Raw genomic sequence first — 15,357 nt, 5'->3', positions numbered from 1 at the left:
GTGTATCGATGGTTTGCGACCGGACCCTTCGTTCCAGTTCGGCACGGTCTTCCTCGCTCAATATAATCGGCGCCGCAGTCAGCATTGCTCACCTCATCTCAAACTCAATATGTAGATGATAGCGCAGTCTTTAAATAGTGCAACCATTTCGCAAGCAGTACACTAGCGAGCCTGTCCCAGGCGCCGCTGCATAGCTTTTGCGCGGGGCGGGTATTTGATGCAAAGCAAGCTTGTTGTCTTGGCCGTGCCAGAAGTATTTTTCTGGTGCAATGGCGTGCGTTCTGATAAGATAACGCCCCTTTATTCAGGGAAGGGTCGACATGGCCAATGCTTGCGGCGTCGATTTCGGCACGTCAAATTCCACGGTAGGCTGGGCACGTCCCGGGCAGAGCACCATGCTCGGCCTGGAAGATGGCAAGACGACCTTACCGTCCGTCGTCTTCTTCAATGCGGAAGACGAGGAAGTCAGTTTTGGCCGCGCGGCGCTGGCCGGCTATCTGGCCGGCTACGAGGGGCGTTTGATGCGCTCGCTGAAAAGCTTGCTGGGCACCAGTCTCATCGATGGCCAGACGGAAGTGGGCGGCCGTGCCTTGCCATTCCGTATGTTGTTGGGGCAATTCATTGGTGAAGTGAAACGCCGCGCCGAGCAGTCCGCCGGCCGCGAATTTTCGTCCGCCGTGTTCGGCCGTCCCGTCTTCTTTATCGACGACAATGCGCAGGCCGACCAGCTGGCGCAAGATACCCTGGCCGAAGTGGCCCGTTCCGTCGGCTTCAAGGATGTAGCCTTCCAGTTCGAGCCGATTGCCGCCGCGTTCGACTACGAGTCGCAGATCGCCAGGGAAGAGCTGGTGCTGATCGCCGACATCGGCGGCGGTACGTCCGACTTTTCGCTGGTGCGGCTGTCGCCGGAACGGGCGAAGAAGGCCGAGCGCCGCGACGACATCCTCGCCACCGGCGGCGTGCACATCGGCGGCACGGATTTCGATAAATATCTGAGCCTGTCTTCCGTTATGCCCCTGCTCGGCTATGGCAGCCGCCTGCATAACAATAGCGAAGTGCCGTCCAGCTATTACTTCAACCTGGCGACCTGGCACACGATCAACCTGGCCTACACCAAGAAGATCTGGGTGCAACTGGCCGACGTGTGCCGCGATGCGCGCGAGCAAGACAAGATGGGACGCTTGCAAAAGCTGATCGACGAGCGTGCCGGCCACTGGCTGGCCATGAAGGTGGAAGAGGGCAAGATTGCCCTGTCCGACGCGGCTGAAGTGCAACTGGAGCTCGATCGCTTGTCGCCCGCGCAAAGCCTGTTGCTGAAACGCACGCAATTTGACGTAGCCATCGGCCATTTGTGCGGTTCCGTGGAAGAAACTGTGCTGCGTTTGCTGCGCGACGCGGGCGTGGCGCCGGGAGCCGTCGACACCGTGTTCTTCACGGGCGGCTCCAGCGGCGTGCGCTTGCTGCGTGAAAAGATCGCTGCCCTGGTGCCGACCGCGCGCAAGGTCGAAGGCGACCTGTTCGGCAGTATCGGCGCGGGACTCGCGCTGGACGCCGTGCGCAAGTTCGGCTAAGCTGGCCCACCGCAGCATCGCAGAAAGAGCCTTACTTCATGAATGTGTTTGACAAACCGATCGTCATGATCGACTTCGAGACGACCGGACTGTCACCCGACATGGGCGACCGCATCACGGAAGTGGCGGCCTTGCGCATTGAAGGCGGGCAGATCACGGACCGCTATGTGACCCTGATCAACTGCAATGCGCGCATTCCCGCGTTCATCACGGGCTTGACGGGTATCACGCAGGCGATGGTGAACAAGGCGCCGCCCGTGGCCGAGGTGGTGCCGCAGTTGCTGGACTTCATCGGCAGCGATGCCTTGTCGGCGCACAATGCCAGTTTCGATGAAAAATTCCTGCGCGCGGAAAGCGCCAGGCTGAACCTGACGCCCGCGCACCAGTCGCTCGTGTGTTCCTTGAAACTGTCGCGCCGCGTGTTTCCCGGCATGGCCAGCTACAAGCTGGGCTTGCTGTCGAACCAGCTGGGCATCGCCTTCAAGAGCGCTGCCCACAGGGCCGAGTCCGATGCGGAAGTGGCGGCGCAAGTGTTGATCCATATTGCTCGCCATTTGCGCAGCAATTACGGCATCGCCGACGTCGACGCCGACCTGCTGGTGTCGCTGAACAAGCTGGCCGCCGCAAAAGTGCCGCAATTCCTGCAAAAGCATCCGGCGCGCCGGTAATTGCTGCCGCATGCCAGTCTGGGCATGCAACATCTCGCTTCGCATCGAAGCGGGCTCATCAAAACGATATGATTTTGTTATTTCGTTTGAGCCTGCTCAAGTCCTTCCCCCGCATCGAATTTAAAATTTAAGCAACACACGATTTCGTCGCCGTGGTCCGCCGTTTTGCGCGTGCTGCCGGCAAGCGCAATGTGGATGGGGGCGCACATGGACAAGCACCATACTGCCAGAGATAGCCACCAGGCGTATATCTGGTTCCGCACGGCTGCCGAGCAGGGCAATGCCTACGCCCAGTTCAACCTGGGCCTGATGTACAAGAAGGGCGAAGGCGTGGCGCAGGACGATGCGCGCGCCTTTGTCTGGCTACGCCTGGCCGCGCTGCAAGGGCTGGCTTACGCGCAGAACCATCTGGGCGCCCTGTATTACCACGGCCGCGGCGTGGCGCAGAGCGACGAGGATGCCGTGCTGTGGTTTCGCCGCGCGGCCGCCCAGGGCGATGCCTCGGCCCAGCAAAACCTGGGACAGATGTACCGCAAGGGGCGCGGCGTGCCGCAGAGCGACGAGCTGGCCCTGGCCTGGTTTTACCGCGCCTCCGAGCAGGGCGTGGCCAGTGCGCAATCCTTGCTGGGTGTAGCGTATGCCCAGGGGTGGGAGCGAAAAAAAACGATGCGCTGGCCCTGGCCTGGTTCCGCAAGGCAGCCTTGCAGGGCGATGCGCAGGCGCAGCTGAACCTGGGGCTCGTCTACAAGCGCGGCCAGGGCGTGGCGCAAAGCGATGCGCAGGCGCTGGCCTGGTTCCGTCAGGCCGCTGCCCAGGGCCTGGCCGTGGCGCAGCGGCAACTCGGCGTGGCCTATGCGGAGGGCTTGGGCGTGGTGCCCGACCAGCTGCGCGCCTATGCCTGGCTGCAGCGGGCGGCCGAGCAGGATGACGCCGACGCCCAGTTCAACCTGGGCCTGATGCTGGCGCGCGGCCAGGGCGTGGACCAGGACGCGGCGCGCGCCCTCGTCTGGTACCGGCGCGCCGCCCTGCAGGGGCATTGCATGGCGCAATACAATCTGGGCGGCATGTTTGCGGGCGGGCGCGGCATCGCCCGCGACTTGCGCCAGGCATTGGACTGGTATGCCAGGGCAGCGGCCCAGGGCGCGTCGAATGCGCAGTTCAACCTGGGCGTGATGTATGCCAATGGCCAGGGCGTGGAACGCGACGATGTGTGCGCCGTCCGCTGCTACCGCACGGCGGCCGAACAGGGCGACGCCAGCGCGCAAAACAATCTGGGCGTCATGTATGCGAACGGCCATGGCGTGCCGCAAGACGATGGCCTGGCCGTGCAATGGTATGCGCGCGCGGCCGGCCAGGGCCATGCGCTGGCGCAGTACAACCTGGGTGGCATGTATACCAGCGGGCGCGGCGTGGAGAAGGATTTGCTTGGCGGCTACATGTGGCTGGCGCTGGCGGCCGAGGGCGGCGATAGCGGGGCGACCAGGGCCAGGGAAGCGGCTGGCGCCAGGCTGGAGCCGGCACAGCTGCAAGAGGCGCAGCAGCGCATGCGGCAATGGCAGCAGGTGCGCTCACCGCCGCTGCCGTCGCCCGACTGAAGCGCAGCCACTGTGCGCGCATGGACAGGCGCCGCATGCGATAATTGCCTATAGGTATGTCGCGTCGCCATGCGGCAATGCGTGCACAATGCGTGCATCGGGCGCGGGTTTTAGGCACAGTGAAAGGTGGAACATGGTAAGGCAGGCAGGCGAGGATGCATCCGAGCAAAAAGTCATCGACGATATCGCCACGCATGGCTGGCATGGCGTGCATATCAGTGCTGATGAAGAAGGTCCCGGCTATGCCTTCACCATAGGTGCTGGCCACAGCTTCGGCCAGCCCGAACTGCTCATCATGGGCTTGCCGCGCGCCATGGCCCATCAGATACTCGACGTGGCGCTGGACGCCGTGCGCAGCGGCGCCATCACGGATTTCACGGCCACCACGGACGTCTTGCTGGAAGGTCATCCGTGCGCCTTCGTGCGCGTGCCCGTCGAACAATACCGCAACTACGTGGGCTATGCGCGCTGGTATTACCAGGGCGATGATTTTACGCTGTACCAGATCGTCTGGCCGTCGCGCGATGGCCACTTCCCGTGGCAGGAGCAAGCCAGTGCGCAGTATGTGGATAGCCAGCCGCTGCTGGGACCGGCGCCGCTGGCGGCATGACGGCAGCCACGTCCATCAGGATTGTGACCGGCACGGCAACCGTGTGCGTGTTCGATCCGGCGCTCTTGCGCCACAAGCTGGACGATGACTGCGACTGGTGGAGCCTTCCCAGCGCGGAACTGGCGTCCGTGAATGCGGGGCAGGTGGCATTTTTCAACGTGGGCGGCGACGGCGCCTATGAGCTTGCCTTACACGCCGAACTTGCCGAACCGCATGTGGTCGTGCATCTGGCTGTCGTCTCGGGCCGCGTCTTCATCGGTGCCGGGGAGGATGTCACGGGTGGCGGCCTTGAGCCGGACACGGCATACGGCGGCCTCTTCGTGGACGTGCCCGCAGGCAGCTACCGCGTGCAGGCGCGCCGCGATGGCATGCACATCAGCCTGGCATTCGTGCCCGATGCCCGCAGCAGCAATACGTTAGGCGACCTCGTGCGTATTTGATCGTGCATTTCCGATCCCCGTTCAGCTTCTGATTATTACCCCTGGCTACGCATCCATGCGCGCCACGCCCGCACCTTGCCGGCGGTCCAGGAACAGGCTGTTGCCGTGGATTTTCTTCGCCTGCTTCTTCGCTTCCGCCGCCTGCGTGGCAATCTGATGGTGCGTGTAGTACTGGTGCGCCTCGACCTTGATGACGCCCAGCGATAAGCTGATCAGCGAATAAAATACTTTCTTGCCTTGCCGGTCTTCGCTGATGTAGCCGCCCCGTTCGCAGTCGTCCGTGCTGTAATAGGCGACGATGGCGGCGGCAAAGCGTTCCAGCATGGCCTGGCAGCGCGTTTCCCAGTCTTCGCTCTGGAACAAAATCATGAAATCGTCGCCGCCGATATGGCCGATGAAGTCGCGGTTCGGGTCGCAATGGCTGCTGAGGATTTCTCCCGTCAACTGGATCACGTCGTCGCCTTTGCGGTAGCCATACACATCATTGAAGGGCTTGAAGTGGTCGAGGTCGCAATAGCAGACCCAGAAACGGCTACCGCTGTGCAGCAGGCGGTCGATATGCTCGTTGATGGGCACGTTGCCGGGCAGTTGCGTGAGGGGATTGGCGTAACGGGCCGCATTGATCTGCATCTGCGTGATTTCGCGCATCAGATCGTGTCCCGTGCCCATGCCCAGGTAGCTGCCGTGTTCGGTGATGATGAAGCCGTTGAACAGGTGGTGGGCATCGGATTGCACCATGGTGTAGCTGAGTTCCTGCAAGCTCGTCTCGTGGTCGGCGATCAGGGGCGTGGCATCCATGAACAGGCTGCACGATTTCCTGCCATACAGTTCGCGCTGGTAGGGGCGGGCGAAGTGGTCGATCATTTCGAAGCGGCTGATCAGGCCCAGCGGCACGCCGTCGTCGACGACGGGGATGATCATCAGCTTCGGGTCTTTCAGGAAAATGTCGTACACCTCGTTATTGTTGAGCTGCGGCGAGACGGCCGCCACCTTGTGCAGCAACTTGCGGATGCTGGCGCCGTTCTTTTCCAGGCTGCTGCGTTGCGGATACACGGCCACGCCGTTGCGCCCCAGCGCCTGCACCACTTCGGCCGGCAGGGCGCGCGCCGGCACCGCATTGGGCCGGCCCAGGTGATAGCCTTGTCCGAAGGCCACGCCCAGATCGCGCAAGACCAGCAATTCCGTCTGCGCCTCGATGCCTTCGGCAATCACCAGCGTGCCCGATTTCTCCGCGATTTCCTGGATCGAGCGCACGAATTGCAGTTTCACGGGGTCATGGTTGATGCCCTGGATGAAATGCATGTCGATTTTCACGTATTCAGGGCGCAGTTCCGACCACAGGCGCAGACTGGAAAAGCCTTCGCCCAGGTCGTCGATGGCGATCTGGAAACCCATGTTGCGGTAATGCAGCACCGCTTCGCGCATCAGCTCGTAATCGTAGGTGGGCTGGTTTTCCGTCAGCTCGATGATGACGCGGTCCGGATTGATGCCGATGTGTTCGATGTATTCCAGGGTTTCCCCATGGCGGGCATTGCGCAGCAGCAGGCATTCGGGGCTGACATTGAGGAATAGCTTGCCGGGCAGCTGCAGTTCGGCAAAGCGTTCCAGCACCACTTGCCGGCACAGGTGTTCCACTTCCAGGGTCAGGTCATGCGCGCGCGCCACCTTGAACAAATTCATGGGTGCGTGCAGCGGGCTGTCGGACGGCCCCCGTATCAAGCCTTCGTAGCCGATGATGTCGCCGCTGTGCATGTGGATGATGGGCTGGAACAGCGCGCTGAGCTTGCGGCCCGCCAGGATATCGTGCAAGGCATCCGTTCCTTCGATGGATAGGGGGGGCGATGGCGGCTTCAGATAAGCCACATTCGATGGCATCGCGCCGGGCGGCGCGGCGGTGGTGGAAGGGAGGGCGAGCGTGTGCATAGGCGGATCTGGCGGCACGGCCTCTGGACGGGCCATGAACATGTTGCTCATGGTAAAGAAGATTTATGACGGCTTGATGAAACGTGTTGGCTTTTGATAATGTTTCTTGCCTGCCAGTCAGTTTGCCGATTCTCCCGAAAAACGCGATTTACCACGGCGTTTCCTTGGAATTGCCCAAACAAAAGACGGCAAATCCAGCAGATAACTGTGCTTTAAAAGTGGCAATCCGCGCTATGATTTCTCTTGGCGAAAGTCAACTGGGCAGCCGCAGCGCATGTTTGAGCGGTCTGCTTTCCTCGACATCCAACAATGAGACAAACAACCCATGCAATTACGTAGTGCAACCCTCATATTCAGCTTGCTGGCCGCTTTCGGTGGCAATGCCATGGCACAGTCTTCACCAGCATGCCCGGCCGGCGACGGCACCCCAGTGACGTATCCGCTCAGCAAAAAAGTCGATCAGCAAGACAGCTATTTCGGCACCACCATTGCCGACCCCTACCGCTGGCTGGAAGATGCCAACAGCGCCGAAACGGGCGCATGGGTGGCGGCGCAAAACAAACTGACGCAGTCGTACCTGGGCACCATCCCCGAGCGCGCCGCGATCAAGCAGCGCCTGACCAAGCTGTGGAACTATGAGCGTTTCTCTACGCCAACGAAGCAGGGTGGCCGTTATTTCTACAGCCGCAACGATGGCTTGCAAAACCAGGCCGTGCTGTACACGGTGAAAAAACTGACGGACGAGCCCCGTCTGCTGCTGGACCCGAACACCCTGTCGACCGATGGCACGGTGGCGCTGGCCGGCACTTCGATCAGCCCGAACGGCAAATACCTGGCGTATGCCACGTCCGCCTCCGGTTCCGACTGGAACGAATGGAAAGTACGCGATATCGAATCGGGCAAGGATTTGACGGACCACATCAAGTGGGCCAAGTTCTCGGGCGCTTCGTGGACCAAGGACAACGCCGGTTTCTTCTACAGCCGCTATGACGCGCCGAAAGAGGCAACCAAGCTGGCCGATATCAATTACTTCCAGAAACTGTATTTCCACAAGATCGGCACGCCACAGAGCGACGACGTGCCGGTCTTCGACCGTCCCGACCAGAAGGAATGGGCGTTTGGCGGCAGCACCGTCAGCGACGATGGCAATTATCTGATCATTACGGCCACGCAGGGCACGGAACGCAAGAACCGCGTCTTCTACAAGGACTTGCGCCAGAAAAACGCCAAGGTGGTGGGCTTGCTGGAAGCGTTCGACGCTTCGTACTCCTTCATTGACAATGACGGCCCCGTATTCTTTTTCAAGACGGATAATAATGCGCCGAAATCGCGCGTGATCGCCATCGATACGCGCAAACCTGCGCCGGCCGACTGGAAGGAAATCGTGCCGCAAAGCGCGGAAACCCTGGTTGCCGTCAACCTGATCAACAACCAGCTGGTGCTCGATTACTTGAAAGATGCGCAAACGCAAATCAAGATCGTCGACCTGAACGGCAAACTCGTGCGCGAAGTGGCCTTGCCGGGCATCGGTTCGGCGGGCGGCTTTGCGGGCAAGCGTGGCGACACGGAAACGTTCTACTCGTTTACCAGCTTCACGACGCCAGCGACCATCTACCGCTACGACATGAAATCGGGCAAGAGCAGCGTGTACCGCCAGCCGAAGGTCGATTTCGACCCGAACGCCTTTGAAACGCGCCAGCAATTCTTTACCAGCCGCGACGGCACCAAGGTGCCGATGTTCATCGTCTCGAAAAAAGGCATGAAGCTCGATGGCACGAATCCGACCTATCTGTACGGCTATGGCGGCTTCAATATTTCGCTGACCCCTAGCTTCTCCGTGGCCAATCTTGCCTGGGTGGAAATGGGCGGCGTCTATGTGATGGCCAACCTGCGCGGCGGCGGCGAGTACGGCGAAGCCTGGCACCAGGCTGGCACCAAGCTGAACAAGCAAAACGTGTTCGACGACTTCATAGGCGCGGCGCAGTGGCTGGTGGACAACAAGGTCACCTCGCCATCGAAACTGGCGATCGGCGGCGGCAGCAATGGCGGCCTGCTGGTGGGCGCGGCCATGACGCAGCGTCCCGACCTGTTCGCCGCAGCCATTCCGCAAGTGGGCGTGCTCGACATGTTGCGTTTCCACAAGTTCACCGTGGGCTGGGGCTGGGTGCCTGACTATGGTTCGTCGGACGACGCCGAGCAGTTCAAGGCGTTGGTGAAATACTCGCCACTGCACAACCTGAAGGCGGGCGGCTGCTATCCAGCCACCATGATCACGACGGCTGACCATGACGACCGCGTCGTGCCTGCCCACAGCTTCAAGTTCGCCGCCGCTGCCCAGGCAGCGCAAGGCGGCGCGGCGCCCGTGCTGATCCGCATCGACAGCAAGGCCGGCCATGGCGCCGGCAAGCCGATGACCAAGCAGATCGAAGAAGTGGCGGACCGCTGGGGCTTCCTCAGCCGTTCGCTGAAGATGACGCCGCTAGTGGCGGAGCCGGCCAAGGTGGCGGCGCAGTAATCTCGCTGTAATCTTTTAACCCGCAGCAGAAACCGGGGTCGTACCCTCAGGGTACCACCCCGGTATTTGCATTGGGCTTATCCTCGCCAGCACCCCTTCCCCAAACACCGCCTGAAACGGCAAATCCTTGCGCTGCGCATAGCCGATATAGCAGTCGCACTTGAAGCGCGGGCAGCGGCGTTCTTGCAGCATGTCTTCCAGCTCGTCCGTGTACAAATTGCCCAGTCGTTCGGGCACGAAATGGCAGCGCGCCAGCTCCCCATCGCCATCGACGGACAGCGATGCCTCGCCCGCCAGACAGGGTTTGCCGCGCGAGGCAGACGGGCGGCGGTTTTGCGCAAACCACGGGTCGATGGCGTCCAGCCAGGCCAGCTCTTCCACACTGTTGTAGTAGCCGGGGCCACGCCGGTCGTAGGCATTCAGCCACAGGTAGACGTGGGCGGGCAGGGCCGCGCGCAGGGCGCGGATGGCCTCCAGGTGTTCGTTCATCGCCACCACGCCCACGGAATAGCGCGCGCCCATGGCGTCCAGGCGGGCGCAGCGTGCGAGAAAGCGCGCCAGTGTCGTCTGGTCCGGGTGGTAGGTGCACCACAGGCCGACTTTCTCCAGTCCGTCCATGTTTTCCAGCCAGCCCAAGGGGCCGGACAGATTCGTTTGCAGCGCCACCTGGCGCACGTGGGGCAGGCTGGCCAGCGTTTGCATGGCCGTGCGGTAGTGGCGCCGCACCAGCGCTTCGCCCCAGGGCGTAAACAGGACGCTGATGGCCCGGTTTTGCGCCGCCACCCAGCCCGTAAAACGCGCCACTTCGCGCGCGTCGCGGGCCAGCGCGGCGCGGCTGTCGCGCTTCTTGGCAAACGGGCAGTAGCCGCAGGCGTAGTTGCAGCTCGATAGCGTGCCCCGGTACAGCAGGGATAAAGTGTCAGGCTCAGTTGTCAGCACGCCTGGCCGCCTTCAGCCATCAGGGCGCGCACCGTATCGGAGGCCAGCCAGGGGCCGATGGTGTCGGCGTAACTGTAGCCCCGGTCATTCAGGCGCAGCAGCGGGCCATCCTCTTGCACCAATTCCAGCGCGTGCAGCTCGGCCAGCTGCGGCAGATCAATCTCGCAGCGCGTGCCGAAGCGCGCCGTGTAGGCGTCGCGGTCCAGACCCGGTTCGGTCAGCAGCGACTGGATCACGTAGCGGCGGCGCTGTTCTTCTTCATCAAGCTGGTAGCCGTGTTCTGCCTGCGCGAAGCGCGCTTCATCGCGCGCCAGATACCCGTCGATGATGTTGATGGTGTCCGTGCGCGCCACCGCATATTGGCTTGAATAGTGCAGGCGCGAGGTGTAGGAGCGGGCTCCCGCGCCCAAGCCCACCATGCCGTCATTCTGGCAGCAGTACGAAGGCCCGTTCTGTTCCGGCGCATGGGGAGCGCGGAACATGCGCATCGATACCTGCTCGTAGCCCTGGGCGCGCAAATGGTCGCGCGCAGCCGCATACAGGGCCAAACGGCTGTCGCCGTCGCGTGCCAGCATGATGGGGTTGAGCGACTGCGCCCCCTGGCGGCGCGCCACCTTGCCGAGACCCGTCTGCTCGCGCACGTACAGCGGATACAGATAGATTTCCTCGGGCCGGAAGGCCAGCGCGCTGTCGACGGAGGCCAGCAGGCTGGCGACGGTTTGCCCCGCGATACCGTAGATCAGGTCCAGATTCAGGGTGGGAAAGCCGGCCGCGCGTATCAGGCCGATGGCGTGCTGCACGGTGGCGTTTTGCTGGGGCCGCGCCAGTGCGCGCATCTCGCCGGCGGCAAAGCTCTGGATGCCCAGGCTGACCCGGTCGATGCCATGCGCGCGGCAGACCGCAAGCCGTTCGGCCGTGATGGTTTCGGGCGACGCTTCGATGCCGGCCGGTGTGTGTTGCAAATCAATGCCGAGGATATCGCGCGCGCCGCACAGCAGGGTGCCGAGCTGCGCGGGCGACAGATAGGTGGGCGTGCCGCCGCCCAGCGCGAAGCGGGCAAAGCGCCGTTCGCCCAGCGCGCCGGCCAGGGCGCGCATCTGCACCAGCACTTGCTGCACATAGCGTTCGACCATGTCGGCGCTGGGGCGCGCCATGGCGAACAGGTTGCAAAAGCCGCAGCGCATTTCGCAAAACGGGATGTGGATATACGCGAACAGGGCGCAGCGGTCTTGCTGCGCCCACAGCGGCGCGAGGGGCGCCGCCTGCGGCAAGGCGCGGTAAGCCGCCTTGTGCGGATACGAGTAGGAATATGCCTGGTAGGGCGTGTGGCGCATGCGCTGCGCCAGGGTGCCAGGCTGTTCGGTTGGGTTCACGGTGGGGATTCCTTGGGAGGTGTGTCGGTATCGGGGGAGATGAAAAAGTGCGCATACGGCACGTTCCACACGCTGTCGTGGGCGACTCTGTGGCCCCGGTAGCCGTCTTCGCCATACGCGCTGCCGTGATCCGAGCAGACGATGGCAAACGTGGGCGCGCGCGCGGCGCAGGCGGCAAACAGGGGCGCCAGCGCGCCATCCACATAGCGCAGGGCCGCCGCATGGCTTTCCAGGCAGTCGGCGCGGCAGCCGGGCAGGTAGGCGCGGTTCGGCGTGTGCAGGGCGGCCACGTTGATGAACAAAAAGGTGCGTTGCGCGCCGTCCGCCAGGCGGGCTATGGCCAGCGCCACCTGTTTTTGCGTCGAGTGGCGGCTGGCCACGCCCATGCCCGCGCTCCAGTGGCTTTCCTGGAACAGCGACGGCAGCACCGTGCCCAGCGCGGTCTGTTGATTAAAGAAACCCACGCCGCCTATGCAGAGGGTGCGGTAGCCGCGCGCGGCCAGCGCGGCGGGAAGGTTCGCTTCCTCGAAGGCAAACGTGTGCGGCGACGTCGTTTCGCTGCCTGCGAAGGCGGCAGCGAACAGGCGCGGGTGGTGGCCCGGCGCGGCCGGCGTGGGCAAAAAGCCCGCGAAGAAGGCCTGGTGCGCCGCATACGTGAACGTGGCCGGCGAGTGGCGCCGTTCCCAGCCGCCAGGTGCTAAAAAACGCCCCAGCACGGGCAGTTCGCCTGCCTCATACAGTGCTTGCGCCACGTCAAAGCGCAGAGTGTCTAGCGTGATGAAGACGATGTCGTGGCTGCCCACGACGGCGTGCATGTCGGGGATGGTCGGTGTATCTTTAAACATGTGTCAGTTGCGCTGTGTAAGTGTCTGCGCCTTGCCAGAGCAGCCCAGGCAACAGGTCGCCGAAGGCATTCGCTTCGAGCACGCGGGCCTGGCCCTGGCGCACCACGAGGTCGTAGCCCGTCACGTGGCTGTGGGGGAAGGCGCGCGCGGCCAGGACGGCGGTTTCCTCCAGTGCCTGCATGTCGGCAGTGTTCAGCAGGAAGGCCGCGTCGCCGCGCCGGTTGTCGAGGTGCAGATTGGTCATCATCTGGTCGCCGATGCGCGCCACCCGGTGCGCGGGCTGGCCCGCCACGGTCACGACGCGCAAGTCGTAGTGGCTGTCGCCGCAGCGCGGCTTGCTCAGCCATGCTTCCGCGTACAGCTGTTGCGCGGCCAGCGCGTCGACGAGGGCCGCGATATCGTGCTGCGTCTCGTAGCGCGCCATGCGCTTGACATTGAACAAACGTGTCTGGCCGTCCGCCCGCGACAAGGCGGCCGAGGTGGTGGCTTGCTGGCGGCCCGCCTTGTTGCGCCGGTAGGCGACGACGCCGGACGCGGACGAGCCGTAGCGTGGTTTCAAATACACGCGGTCGAGCTGATGTTCGTGCAGCAGCAACTGCAGATGGTCGTAGCCATGCACGGGGCCCAGCAAGGCAGGTATGGGCACGCCGTGCGCGGCCAGATGGTGCTGGCAGGCCAGCTTGTCCGTCATGCGGCTGATTTCCCCAGGCGCATTGACCACGCGCGTTTGCGGCCGCTCAGCCAGTTGCAGCGCAAGGGATGCCATGGCGGCTGTAAAACCGGCAAACCAGGCATCCATGGCCAGCAGTTCGCCATGCGCGGGCGCAGCGACCGGCGGGCGGTCCAGCAGCCGGCAGCCCGCCTGCAACAGCAGCAGGTGGGCAGCGGGATCGTCGCCCGGTGGCTCGATCTTCAAGAGACCAGGATGCGCCAAGGCTGCATCGAGCAAGGCAGGCTGACGCAGCCAGTCGCGCCATTCCAGCACTTGCGCGGGTGGCAGGCGCAGTTGCGCGCGCGCCGCCTGCATCAGGTGCACGCGCTTGCTGCCAACGGTGGCCAGCAGGACGAGAGGCGTTGGCAAAGTGGGAATCCGCCTATTCGCCCACGGCCACGTAGCGGTAGCTTTCGCCGTCGTCTTCGTCCTCTTCCTGCGGGTCGTCCAGTGCCACCTCGAAGGGTAGCGCCTTCAGCCTGGCCTGGTTTTCCTCGGAAATGTAGTGGTGCGACAGGTCCAGGCGCTTCAACTTGCCCAGTTGCGTGTGATTGAGCACGGCCACGGCGCCCAGGTCGCCGATGGTGCCCAGCGACAGGTCGAGGGTGTCGAGCTGCGCCACCAGCGGTTCTTCCGCCAGCCACACGGCCAGGTCGTCGGCGATTTGCGCATCGCGCAAGCCCAGGTAGCGCAGGGTCGGCACGGTCAGCTGCGCCAGCACCTTGCGGTACAGCGCCACGTCGCCTGAAAAGCCATAGTCGTCCGTGCCCAGCCACAGTTCCAGGTGTTCCAGCTGCGGCATGCTCGATTGCGCCAGCGCTTCGGCGATCTTTTGATCGAGGCCGCCCGCTTCGATAGTGAAGCGACGCAGGTGCTGGTGGGCGAACGGTTCGATGACGAGCTCATTGCCGCCGCGGATGCGCAATTCCTGCAACTGCGGGAAGGCGTCCAGCAGGGGTTTGTAGCTGCCTTGCACGATCCACGAGATTTCGCATTCTTCATACGTCATGTCGCCGATGAACAGGGCGCGCAAGTTGGGCAGCTGCGGCGCCCGGGCGATCAGCGCGGCCATCACTTCGTCGGCGCCCGATTCATACGGGTCGCCCCACATGCCGATGATCAGCGCTTCGAGCGCGCTCTTGTCAGCCTTGGCGAGGAAGCCGCCAATCAGCTCGTCCATCTTGCGTTCGTCGTCATACTCGAGCGACAAACGGTAGACGATGTCGGGGGATGCATCGAACGGCAGGTCCGGGTCGTACTGAACGACGCGCTTGTTGTGGAAGGTGGTGGTGCTGTCGGAAATGGTCATCGCAGGGGCTCCGTGTAAGCGGTTGAGGCCTGGATGCTGTGCGCGGTGTGGCGGAGCTGGGACGAGCCGGGAGGTGCCGCGACGCTCTGCGAAGACATCCAGGCCTGGAAATCTTGTCTATTCTAAAATCTTAGCATAGGCATATAGACATATTGCGCACCGCTGGCGATGCTTATCTGTGGATCACCACCAGCAAAGCTTTTCCTTCGGTTTTGCCAAGATTGCGTATCGTATGCGGCTGGTCCGCCGGATAGCGTGCCGTGCCGCCATTCTTGACCTTTTTCTTTGCCGTGCCCACTTCCAGCTCCAGGTTGCCGTGGATGACCGTCAAATGCTCGGTCGTGCCCGGGTCGTGCGGCTGCGACGCCAGTTCGCCGCCCGGCGCCAGCGTCACTTCATACCATTCATATTTGCCCGCCAGTTCCATCGGCCCCAGGATGCGCAGCACATAGCCCGCATGGTCGCCGGGCAGGGTGGGCGTTTCGTGGGCGTCCGTGATGCGGATGGTTTCCACGGCTTTTTCCGCGCTGGAGAGCAATTCGCCGATCTGCACGCCGAGGGCGTTGGCCAGGCGCCACGTGATGGCGATCGTGGGATTGGCTTTTTCGCGCTCGATTTGCGACAGCATGGACTTCGATACGCCCGCAATGCGCGACAAATCCTCCAGTGTCAGGCCGCGCGCCAGGCGCAGCCTTTGCAGGGTGGCACCCACTTCAGGGGGGGAATTGGTCGAAACGCTGGTTTTCATCGGCAGGTGGCTTGCAAAGTTCAATAGGCTTGGGTAATATCCACTATATTGAATTTCAGTTCGACATAATGGATTTTGAGGAAAAACACGGAAACGTGTAGACTTCAAA

14 protein-coding genes are annotated in these 15,357 nt (G+C 62.9%); 7 read left to right on the top strand and 7 right to left on the bottom strand.

The genetic code is table 11. The features are described from left to right. Window positions 1-320 precede the first annotated feature (320 nt). The 6 genes from CSZ94_RS13760 (at window position 321) to CSZ94_RS13740 (ending at window position 4,884) form a co-directional block, all read left to right on the top strand. Window positions 321-1,571 carry an Hsp70 family protein gene (locus CSZ94_RS13760; protein WP_102122006.1) on the top strand — a complete coding sequence of 417 codons (1,251 nt, stop codon included), beginning with the start codon at window positions 321-323 and terminating at the stop codon, window positions 1,569-1,571. 38 nt (window positions 1,572-1,609) lie between these two features. Then, entirely contained in the window at window positions 1,610-2,239 is a 630-nt protein-coding gene (locus CSZ94_RS13755; RefSeq protein ID WP_180977467.1) for a 3'-5' exonuclease, read from the top strand. Window positions 2,240-2,446: 207 nt separating this feature from the next. Next, the gene (locus tag CSZ94_RS28025; protein ID WP_180977466.1) at window positions 2,447-2,968 is read left to right on the top strand and encodes a tetratricopeptide repeat protein; all 522 of its coding nucleotides are present in this window, start codon (window positions 2,447-2,449) and stop codon (window positions 2,966-2,968) included. Next, window positions 2,887-3,834, top strand: coding sequence for a tetratricopeptide repeat protein (locus CSZ94_RS13750; RefSeq protein ID WP_180977465.1), 948 nt, complete (start codon window positions 2,887-2,889; stop codon window positions 3,832-3,834). Before CSZ94_RS28025 ends, CSZ94_RS13750 begins: the two co-directional genes overlap by 82 nt. Window positions 3,835-3,967: 133 nt before the next feature. Next, window positions 3,968-4,444 (top strand): DUF4262 domain-containing protein, encoded by a 477-nt coding sequence (locus CSZ94_RS13745; protein WP_102122005.1) that lies wholly within the window; start codon window positions 3,968-3,970, stop codon window positions 4,442-4,444. Then, on the top strand, window positions 4,441-4,884 hold the full coding sequence (locus tag CSZ94_RS13740) for a DUF6386 family protein (protein ID WP_102122004.1): 444 nt from the start codon (window positions 4,441-4,443) through the stop codon (window positions 4,882-4,884). Before CSZ94_RS13745 ends, CSZ94_RS13740 begins: the two co-directional genes overlap by 4 nt. Window positions 4,885-4,929: 45 nt before the next feature. Here CSZ94_RS13740 and CSZ94_RS13735 read toward each other — a convergent pair whose 3' ends face one another. Further along, the gene (locus CSZ94_RS13735; RefSeq protein WP_102122016.1) at window positions 4,930-6,759 is read right to left on the bottom strand and encodes a GGDEF domain-containing protein; all 1,830 of its coding nucleotides are present in this window, start codon (window positions 6,757-6,759) and stop codon (window positions 4,930-4,932) included. A gap of 433 nt (window positions 6,760-7,192) precedes the next feature. Here CSZ94_RS13735 and CSZ94_RS13730 point away from each other — a divergent pair, with 433 nt between their 5' ends. Beyond that, window positions 7,193-9,322: a prolyl oligopeptidase family serine peptidase gene (locus CSZ94_RS13730; RefSeq protein ID WP_102122015.1), complete on the top strand. Its 2,130-nt coding sequence runs from the start codon at window positions 7,193-7,195 to the stop codon at window positions 9,320-9,322. 15 nt (window positions 9,323-9,337) lie between these two features. Here the strand turns inward: CSZ94_RS13730 and CSZ94_RS13725 are convergent, their stop codons facing one another. The 6 genes from CSZ94_RS13725 to CSZ94_RS13700 all read right to left on the bottom strand — a co-directional run bounded on the left by CSZ94_RS13725 (window position 9,338) and on the right by CSZ94_RS13700 (window position 15,248). Beyond that, window positions 9,338-10,261, bottom strand: coding sequence for an STM4011 family radical SAM protein (locus CSZ94_RS13725; RefSeq protein WP_219726005.1), 924 nt, complete (start codon window positions 10,259-10,261; stop codon window positions 9,338-9,340). Then, window positions 10,255-11,634 carry an STM4012 family radical SAM protein gene (locus CSZ94_RS13720; RefSeq protein WP_219726004.1) on the bottom strand — a complete coding sequence of 460 codons (1,380 nt, stop codon included), beginning with the start codon at window positions 11,632-11,634 and terminating at the stop codon, window positions 10,255-10,257. The genes CSZ94_RS13725 and CSZ94_RS13720 overlap by 7 nt, the downstream gene beginning before the upstream one ends. Continuing rightward, entirely contained in the window at window positions 11,631-12,479 is an 849-nt protein-coding gene (locus CSZ94_RS13715) for an STM4013/SEN3800 family hydrolase (RefSeq protein ID WP_102122003.1), read from the bottom strand. Before CSZ94_RS13715 ends, CSZ94_RS13720 begins: the two co-directional genes overlap by 4 nt. Further along, window positions 12,472-13,560 carry an STM4014 family protein gene (locus CSZ94_RS13710; RefSeq protein ID WP_102122002.1) on the bottom strand — a complete coding sequence of 363 codons (1,089 nt, stop codon included), beginning with the start codon at window positions 13,558-13,560 and terminating at the stop codon, window positions 12,472-12,474. The genes CSZ94_RS13715 and CSZ94_RS13710 overlap by 8 nt, the downstream gene beginning before the upstream one ends. A 13-nt stretch (window positions 13,561-13,573) precedes the next feature. Then, the gene (locus CSZ94_RS13705) at window positions 13,574-14,500 is read right to left on the bottom strand and encodes an STM4015 family protein (protein WP_102122001.1); all 927 of its coding nucleotides are present in this window, start codon (window positions 14,498-14,500) and stop codon (window positions 13,574-13,576) included. Between the two features lie 172 nt (window positions 14,501-14,672). Beyond that, window positions 14,673-15,248: a helix-turn-helix domain-containing protein gene (locus CSZ94_RS13700; protein ID WP_034751403.1), complete on the bottom strand. Its 576-nt coding sequence runs from the start codon at window positions 15,246-15,248 to the stop codon at window positions 14,673-14,675. Window positions 15,249-15,357: the final 109 nt, after the last annotated feature.

This window comes from Janthinobacterium sp. ROICE36 (genome assembly GCF_002869965.1).
Classification (GTDB): domain Bacteria; phylum Pseudomonadota; class Gammaproteobacteria; order Burkholderiales; family Burkholderiaceae_D; genus Janthinobacterium.
The sequence above is the reverse complement of the archived record's forward strand: the minus strand, read 5'-3'. Positions and strand labels throughout refer to the sequence as shown.

What these genes read in the sequence shown, in the direction of transcription:
- CSZ94_RS13740 (WP_102122004.1), top strand. Translation starts at nt 4,441, where the DNA reads ATGACGGCAGCCACGTCCATCAGGATTGTGACCGGCACGGCAACCGTG.
- CSZ94_RS13730 (WP_102122015.1), top strand. Translation starts at nt 7,193, where the DNA reads ATGGCACAGTCTTCACCAGCATGCCCGGCCGGCGACGGCACCCCAGTG.
- CSZ94_RS13760 (WP_102122006.1), top strand. Translation starts at nt 321, where the DNA reads ATGGCCAATGCTTGCGGCGTCGATTTCGGCACGTCAAATTCCACGGTA.
- CSZ94_RS13705 (WP_102122001.1), bottom strand. Translation starts at nt 14,500, where the DNA reads ATGACCATTTCCGACAGCACCACCACCTTCCACAACAAGCGCGTCGTT.
- CSZ94_RS13715 (WP_102122003.1), bottom strand. Translation starts at nt 12,479, where the DNA reads ATGTTTAAAGATACACCGACCATCCCCGACATGCACGCCGTCGTGGGC.
- CSZ94_RS13755 (WP_180977467.1), top strand. Translation starts at nt 1,610, where the DNA reads ATGAATGTGTTTGACAAACCGATCGTCATGATCGACTTCGAGACGACC.
- CSZ94_RS28025 (WP_180977466.1), top strand. Translation starts at nt 2,447, where the DNA reads ATGGACAAGCACCATACTGCCAGAGATAGCCACCAGGCGTATATCTGG.
- CSZ94_RS13735 (WP_102122016.1), bottom strand. Translation starts at nt 6,759, where the DNA reads ATGCCATCGAATGTGGCTTATCTGAAGCCGCCATCGCCCCCCCTATCC.
- CSZ94_RS13700 (WP_034751403.1), bottom strand. Translation starts at nt 15,248, where the DNA reads ATGAAAACCAGCGTTTCGACCAATTCCCCCCCTGAAGTGGGTGCCACC.
- CSZ94_RS13745 (WP_102122005.1), top strand. Translation starts at nt 3,968, where the DNA reads ATGGTAAGGCAGGCAGGCGAGGATGCATCCGAGCAAAAAGTCATCGAC.